At 32.0% G+C, this 7,584-nt stretch carries 5 protein-coding genes; 4 read left to right on the forward strand and 1 reads right to left on the reverse strand.

Annotated features, from left to right (window positions below):
* The first annotated feature begins 264 nt into the window (after window positions 1-264).
* Window positions 265-954 carry a HisA/HisF family protein gene (locus Q0P94_RS10065; RefSeq protein WP_295116211.1) on the forward strand — a complete coding sequence of 230 codons (690 nt, stop codon included), beginning with the start codon at window positions 265-267 and terminating at the stop codon, window positions 952-954.
* On the opposite strand, the gene Q0P94_RS10070 is transcribed toward Q0P94_RS10065, so the two are convergent.
* On the reverse strand, window positions 946-1,125 hold the full coding sequence (locus Q0P94_RS10070) for a hypothetical protein (protein ID WP_295116213.1): 180 nt from the start codon (window positions 1,123-1,125) through the stop codon (window positions 946-948). The genes Q0P94_RS10065 and Q0P94_RS10070 overlap by 9 nt on opposite strands.
* A gap of 122 nt (window positions 1,126-1,247) precedes the next feature.
* On the opposite strand from Q0P94_RS10070, the gene Q0P94_RS10075 reads away from it, so the two are divergent.
* From Q0P94_RS10075 to Q0P94_RS10085, 3 genes are all read left to right on the forward strand, one after another.
* Window positions 1,248-2,096: a cation diffusion facilitator family transporter gene (locus Q0P94_RS10075; protein ID WP_295116215.1), complete on the forward strand. Its 849-nt coding sequence runs from the start codon at window positions 1,248-1,250 to the stop codon at window positions 2,094-2,096.
* Between the two features lie 30 nt (window positions 2,097-2,126).
* Entirely contained in the window at window positions 2,127-2,939 is an 813-nt protein-coding gene (locus Q0P94_RS10080; RefSeq protein ID WP_295116217.1) for a PfkB family carbohydrate kinase, read from the forward strand.
* Between the two features lie 194 nt (window positions 2,940-3,133).
* The coding region (locus Q0P94_RS10085) for a DUF4011 domain-containing protein (protein ID WP_295116219.1) at window positions 3,134-7,584 on the forward strand (4,451 nt) is incomplete at its 3' end.

Consider the following 7,584-nt stretch of genomic DNA (forward strand, 5'->3'; position numbering starts at 1 on the left):
TTTTATTTTAAATTTTTTTTATTTTTATTATTATTTTTATATTTTTTATATATTCAAGTTTACTTTAATTTTTTTAAACTTTAGTAACATTTATATAGTATGTTATTTAATTTATTAAATAGAGGTTCATAACATATTTGTTATTAATCGAAAATTGATCATTATTTTTAGTATACTCGAGAAGGGCTGAAAAACACCTCAGTTCTTCTCACCTCCTTAAATTTTTTTTAAAATATTAATACTTGTTTCATGATAATTATATTCATGATTAAAAAAATTCCAGTCATTGACTTAAAACAACACCTGGCAGTTAGCGGAAAATCCGGTATGAGGGATACTTATCAGCCGTTAAGAACAGTTTTTGCACCTTCATCCAATCCTGTTGAAATCGCACAGGGATTAAAATTGAATGGGGCTGATGAAATGTATATTGCTGATTTGGATTTGATTGAATCAAACGGACATAATATAACTGACATTAAATTGGTCAATACAATTCTTCCTGTAATGTTTGACGGAGGAGTAAAAAATTGTGAATCCTTTGAATTTTTCCTTGATTATGCATTTAAGATTATTGTTCCAACAGAAACTCTTGAAAGCATTGAAGAAATGGAGAAAATCTTTGAAAAATATCCTAAAGAAAGAATTGTTATAAGTATTGATGTCAAGGATAATGAACTGTTTTCAAAAAACTTGGATTTGAATTTATCCGAGTTTAAAGAAATTATGAAAAGATTGGATCCGAATGAAATAATCCTTTTGGACATTAGTGGTGTGGGTACTGAGAAAGGATATAATCAGAGTCTTTTAGACGAATTTTATGACATGAAGGATAAGTTAATAATTGCTGGCGGATTGAATAAGGAATCCATTGGTGAGTTGGACTCTCAGGGTATAAAAAAAGTGTTGATTGGAACTAGTCTTCATTCCGGAGAAGTAAAGCTCCTAGACTAGTATACTTAAAATTACATATGGGAATAGGCAAGCTACTACAAATAATACTATTCCTAAACCTAATTTTGTTTTGCTTTCTTCTAATGAACCAGAAATAACCATTATGATTGCTAAAAATCCTAAGATTACAGGTATTATATGTGAAAAAATTGTTGTTCCAATAGTTGCCATTTTAAATCACTATTATATTTATTAATTTTTAAATTATTTAAACATAACCTAATTTAAATCTGTTTTTAATATTTTTTATCATTTAATAAAATTTTTATTCTATTATTGATAAATGTATATCTATGAGAATTGATACGCATCATCATCACAAAAAAGCGGGACAAAATCTGGCTTTTGTATTTTTTATGAATCTGGCATTCAACATTATAGTTATTGTTGGAGGCCTTGCAACTAACAGTGTGGCGATTCTTGCCGATTGTATTCATGACCTGTCAGATACAATTTCAATTGCTTTGGCTTGGATTTTGGAGCATGTTGCCCAAAAGGACTCCAATGACAAATATTCCTATGGGTATCAGAGGTTTTCCATTCTTGGTGCGGTTATCATTTCAGTTTTTGTTATTATAATGGCATTTGTAATACTGTCTGAAGCGATTCCGAGATTGTTTTCACCGGAAGGCGTGGATGCTGAAGGAATGCTGATTATTGCTGTTGTTGGAATAATTTTCAAGTCACTTTCAGTTTACAGACTTCATGATGGGGAAACTTTCAATGAAAAGGCAATTCTCTTTCACCAGTTAGGTGATGTATTTGAATGGTTGGCAATTTTAATATTAAGTATTGTATTGATTTTCTGGGATGGCGCACCATATTTGGATCCTTTTGTATCAATTGGAATTGCAATATGGCTTATATTTAATTTGGGAAGAAATCTATACAAATCCATAGAAGTATTGCTTCAAAAAACTCCAGATAATTTTGATGTGGATGAGTTCAAATCACAGATATTGGCAATTGACGGAGTAAATCATTTTGAAGACTTCCACATTTGGTCACTGGATGGAATTGATTCGGTGATGACCTTGAAAGTAAATGTGGATTTCGGAAAAAATGTTGAAAATATCAAAAAGGAGATTTATGATATTTCAAACCGATATCATGTTGTTGACATTACTATTGAACTTGATTAGATTAATATTTAAAGTTGATGAGTGTTTATCATGACGTTAGTTGTTGTAGGGCCAGTTACAAAAGACTTGATTGTTAAAGGGTCTGAAAAATCTCAAAAAATTGGTGGTGCGACCTATTTTCAAAGTTTTGTTTTTGAAAAGTTTTATGAGGATTACATTGCAGTTGTAAATTGCAGTGATGAAAGTTTGGTAAATGATTTTCCAAATTTGGATAAGGTTAAAGTTATCAAAAAGAATGATACTCATTTTTTTATAAATAAATATCCTTTTGAAAACAATTTGGATATTCGTGAGCAGTTTAGCAATTTTGCTGATATTTCAATTTTAAAAAGCGATTTGGAAAATATTCTGGAGGATATTGATGTAGAGGGGTTTGTGATTAATCCTTTGAATCGTTATGATTTTCCGCCTGAGACAATAGAATACTTAAAAGGTTTCAATGTGCCGATATTTTTATCGATACAAGGTTTTTTAAGAGTTCCGGATGTGCGAGTAAATGAAAATTACACTATCAGATTATCAAGGTTTGACGGTTTAAATGAAATTTTATCTGGCATAAATGCAATTTTTATGGATGAGGCAGAAGCAAAATTCATTGGTGTCTGCTATAATGTAGATGAGATGGTTGTAACTGATGGTTCTAATGGGTCTCGAATAATATGTAGTGATGAAATAAAAATTGATGCAGTTAAATGTGAAGATGTGGTTGATACTACAGGTTGTGGAGATACTTATATGGCAGCTTATATCTCACAAAGATTAAATGGAGAATCAATTAAAGATTCAGGCATTTTTGCGTCAAAAATATCTGCTGAAAAATTAAAAAAGTTGGGACATTATTAGTGGAAAGCCATCAAATAGTGGATATGCAAAAACTAGTTTAATTCGTTTAATTAATGATTAAATGGTTAATTTATATTTGTTTGCAATTATACCTCAAAATAACCATTTTCTTAACTTTTAGAAAACTTTATAAATATATATAATTATAATTATATATGGTTCTTAATTTTTTTTAAACACTACAAAGGGTCATCATGTTAAACAAATCATCTAATATAATCGAAAAGGAATTTAAAAATTTACGTAAGGAGTTATTAGATTTAACTTTAAGAAATCAACTTCTTAATTTCAAATCTAGAGCGAAAACTATCACTATAGTAAATCAGTCTCCAATAAATCTTTATCAGACATTGGTTCTGCAGGAAAACAAAATGTATTTTGTAGCCAATAAAAAAGATAAAAAGGAAGACAAATCTTCAGTTTGGGATCATATTCCATTTGATTTTTCCAAGTTTTCTGAGGGAGATAAAAAGTTAGCCACTGATTTGACTCCAAAAGAGCTTCAAAAAAGATTATATTATATTAATAACCAAGCAAAAACAATGCTTCAGGAGCAGGGTTATAACATTTTGTATTTGGCAATCGGATTTTTGCAATGGAAAGACAAATCCAAACCAAGACAAAAAAATAATGCTCCATTAGTATTGATTCCGGTTGTAATGGAGAGAAAAAAGGTTGGTGAATCATTTAACCTTGAATGGACTGGAGAAGATATTCAGACAAATATTTCCCTTAAGGCTAAATTGTTGGAAGCTGGTATTGAACTTCCAGATTTTGAATTTAAAAAGTATGGTGAAGTTATAGACCATTACATTGCCAGTGTACGTAGAGCTGTATCAAGAATGGAAGGCTGGGAAGTAAACAATAATGTGGCTTTAGGATTCTTCAGTTTTACCAAATTCGTAATGTATAATGATTTAAATCCTGATGCTTGGGAAGACAATGTTGATTTAACTAAAAATGAATTGATTCAAGCTATTTTTAATCCTGCAAAGAATGATCAGGAAGCGTTCAGGGAAGAAGACATTGATTCTCAGCTTGAATATCAGAATATGTATCAGGTTCTTGATGCAGATTCATCTCAAATTGCAGCGATTCAGGATGTTAAAGCGGGACGTAACTTGGTCGTGGAAGGTCCGCCGGGAACTGGTAAATCACAGACTATTGTGAACTTGATAGCTGAACTTTTAGCTGAAGGAAAATCCGTTTTATTTGTTTCAGAAAAAATGGCTGCGCTTGATGTTGTAAAAGACAGATTGACCGGTGTGGGGTTAGGCAAATTTGTATTGGAATTGCATTCTCACAAGACTCGACGTAAAAAATTCTTGAAAGACCTGCAAAAGGCAACTAATGTAAGGGCTCAGGAACCATTGAACATTGATCAGACAATTCGCAAACTTGAAACTTTGCGCCGTCAGTTAGATGATTATTCTCAGATTATTCATAAACCTTCATTTGCTGTAAACTTATCACCTTTCCAATTATATGGTATGAAAGAATCAGCAGATGATCATTTTTCAAGAAAGAATGCTATAATGCCTTTAGTAAGATTCCAAAATCCGGAAACCATAACTCTTAAAGAATTGGATGACATGAAGGTGTCATTGGAAAACTTGGCTGAATTGTATCAAACAATTTCCAAAGAAAATCCTTGGAGCAAATGTTCACCAAAAAGTTTGCTGCCTGCGGATTTAAGGGAAATCGAAATGTTGATTAATGATACTTTGCATGCATTGGACAATTTCCTGGTTGAACGTGGAAGAGTTTATGATATTTATGGAATTAAAAAACCGGATACATTAAATGAATTTCAAAATTCACTTTCAGCATTTGAGATAATCAAGTCTCAGAATGCAGAATTGATAGATGGTAGTATTCTGAAATCAGGTGCATGGAATAATAACAATGATGATGCATTTAAATTAATTCAGGAGCTTCAAAGGTATCAGAAATATGCGGTAATTTTAAATAAATTCAATCAAAGTATTTTACAAGTTGATATTGACAGGTTAATCTATGAGTTAAGAAACATTTCCAATAAGAAATTTAGATTCTTCAATAATAAACAGCACATAGAACTTGTGGAAAGATATTATGCAGTACCGGTCAATGGAAGTGTGGATGAAATTATCCGAGATTTGCAAGAGGCAAAAGCAGTTATTAAAATAAGAAATAATTTAGAAGCCAATAGGACATTAGGTGAAAAATATTATGGGGCATATTGGCATTTAAATGCAAATCCTAATGATTTAAAGGCTATTGCAAGATGGATGACAGAATTCACTGCTCTTGTACGTGAAGGAACTTTTTCTGAAAATACAATAGATTTGATGAGTAAGGACTTATTTGATATCAAACCCGAAAGAGATCTTGCGGATTACATTGAATCCGGTGAAGAATTTGTACGTGTACTTTCAAAACTTAAGGATAAACTTAATCCGAGAAGTAAATTGATTTTTAAAAGAGAGACTGGTGATGTAAGTTTTGAAGCATGGCAGGAACAATTATACAAATGGAGAGGTCAATTGTCAAGTCTTCACCTATGGTCTCAGTACTTGAATACTAAAAAAGGTTTGAAAAATTCAAATGCATCAATGTTTGTAGATTCAATTGAAAAAAGAAACATTAAAAAAGATGATATTGAAGCATTAGTTGATGGTAACTTTGCAGATTCACTTTTAAATATCTTATTTGTTGAAAATCAGGAATTAGCTACATTTATTGGTGAATTGCATGAAAATAGAATCAAAGAATTTAAAGATTTGGATAAAAAGATTCTTATCTTAAATAGAAAGAGAATTTTCCATAAATTAAACAGTAATATTCCAAAAATCTTCGGAGGAACAGAAAATCCTCAGGCAAAAATACTTGCAGGGGAATTTACAAGGAAAAGTGGGCATATGCCTGTTCGTAAACTCCTAGAAAAAGCTGGAGGGATGATAAAACAAATTAAACCTTGTTTTATGATGTCTCCATTATCCATTGCACAGTATTTGGATCCTACAAATGAAGAATTGCAGTTTGATGTAGTTATTTTTGACGAAGCAAGTCAAGTAAAACCTGAAGATGCACTGGGTGCATTTATGAGGGGTAAAACAGCAGTTGTCATGGGCGATACTCAACAATTACCTCCTACTTCATTTTTCGACCAAATGTCTGATGCAGACAGTGATGAGGAAGAGGCAACTTCTTTGGATATGGAAAGTATATTGCACTTGTGTAAATTGTCATTCCCTGTAAAAATGCTAAAATGGCATTACCGTTCACGTCATGAATCATTGATTACTGTATCCAATAGGGAATTTTATGATGATGACCTATTGGTTTATCCTTCACCGTCTCATTCAGATCCTGAATTGGGTTTAAAATTCCATTATAATCCTAATACTCAATATTTGAGAGGGGCTTCATCTAAAAATCCATTAGAGGCAAAGGATGTTGTTGATGAAATTTTCAACCACTTTGAAAAATATGGGGATACAAAAAGTTTGGGTGTAGGTACATTTTCTGTTGCTCAAAAAAACGCTATTCTTGAAGAATTAGAGGTAAGGCGTAAGGAAAGGCCTGAATTTGAGCCTTTATTTTCAGAAAATAAAGATGAACGTTTCTTTGTCAAAAACCTTGAAACAATACAAGGGGATGAAAGGGATGTTATTTTAATCAGTATTGGTTATGGTTATGACCAAGATGGTAAAATGTCACTTAACTTTGGTCCTTTAAATCAGGACGGTGGTGAAAGAAGGTTAAATGTATTGATTACACGTGCAAGAGAAAAATGTGTTGTTTTCTCAAATTTCAAAGCATATGATATGAATTTAACTGCAAATCCTCCATACGGTGTAAAATCTCTAAAAGAATTTTTAGAATATGCAGAAAATTTGACTTTAGGAACTCATGAACCTGCTGTTCATTCTAAAGAACCTTTTGAAGATGCAATTGCAAGCTTTTTAGAAGAAAATGGTTACATGGTAGATAGGCAAATTGGTTGTGCAGGATTCAGAGTAGATTTAGCTATTGTTGATGATGAAAATCCGGGTAAATATATTTTAGGAATTACAACAGATGGAAAAATGTATTCCTCAAGTAAAGTAGCACGTGACCGTGACAGGCTTCGTGAACAGGTGTTGACAGGCCTTGGATGGAAACTGTATCATTTATGGTCAACAGATTGGTATAGGAACAGGGATTTGGGACGTAAAAAACTGCTGGACTTTGTTGAAAAATCAATTAAGGAATCCCGCGAAGAGGAAAGGCGCAGATCTGAAGAAGCTAAAAAATTAGCAGAAAAACGTAGAATTGAAGCTGAAAAAAGAGCTGAAGAGTTAAGATTGGCACATGAAAAAGAAGAAGCTGAAAGAAAAGCTCAAGAGGAATCAGAAACTGAAAATGAAATAAATATGGGTGTTATTGGTTCAAATGATTTTGTTGAAGTTGAAAAGGTGGATGACGGTGATTTCCTTGAAAAACCTATTGATGTAAGTGAAATAAATCCATCAGAATTTTTTGAAGATGAAACCATTGAAAGCGAAGTTAAAAAACAGGTTAAAGATGAAAAAACATCTGATGTAAAAGATGCTTCAGAATTTGTTGTTGTTGAGGATATTGTTGATAAAACGGATAATGTTGATGTTAGTGATGAGTCTGA

The organism is uncultured Methanobrevibacter sp. (genome assembly GCF_946184425.1).
Lineage (GTDB): Archaea > Methanobacteriota > Methanobacteria > Methanobacteriales > Methanobacteriaceae > Methanocatella.

Coding starts and splice junctions, on each gene's coding strand:
- Q0P94_RS10080 (WP_295116217.1), top strand. CDS start 2,127: ATGACGTTAGTTGTTGTAGGGCCAGTTACAAAAGACTTGATTGTTAAA.
- Q0P94_RS10065 (WP_295116211.1), top strand. CDS start 265: ATGATTAAAAAAATTCCAGTCATTGACTTAAAACAACACCTGGCAGTT.
- Q0P94_RS10070 (WP_295116213.1), bottom strand. CDS start 1,125: ATGGCAACTATTGGAACAACAATTTTTTCACATATAATACCTGTAATC.
- Q0P94_RS10075 (WP_295116215.1), top strand. CDS start 1,248: ATGAGAATTGATACGCATCATCATCACAAAAAAGCGGGACAAAATCTG.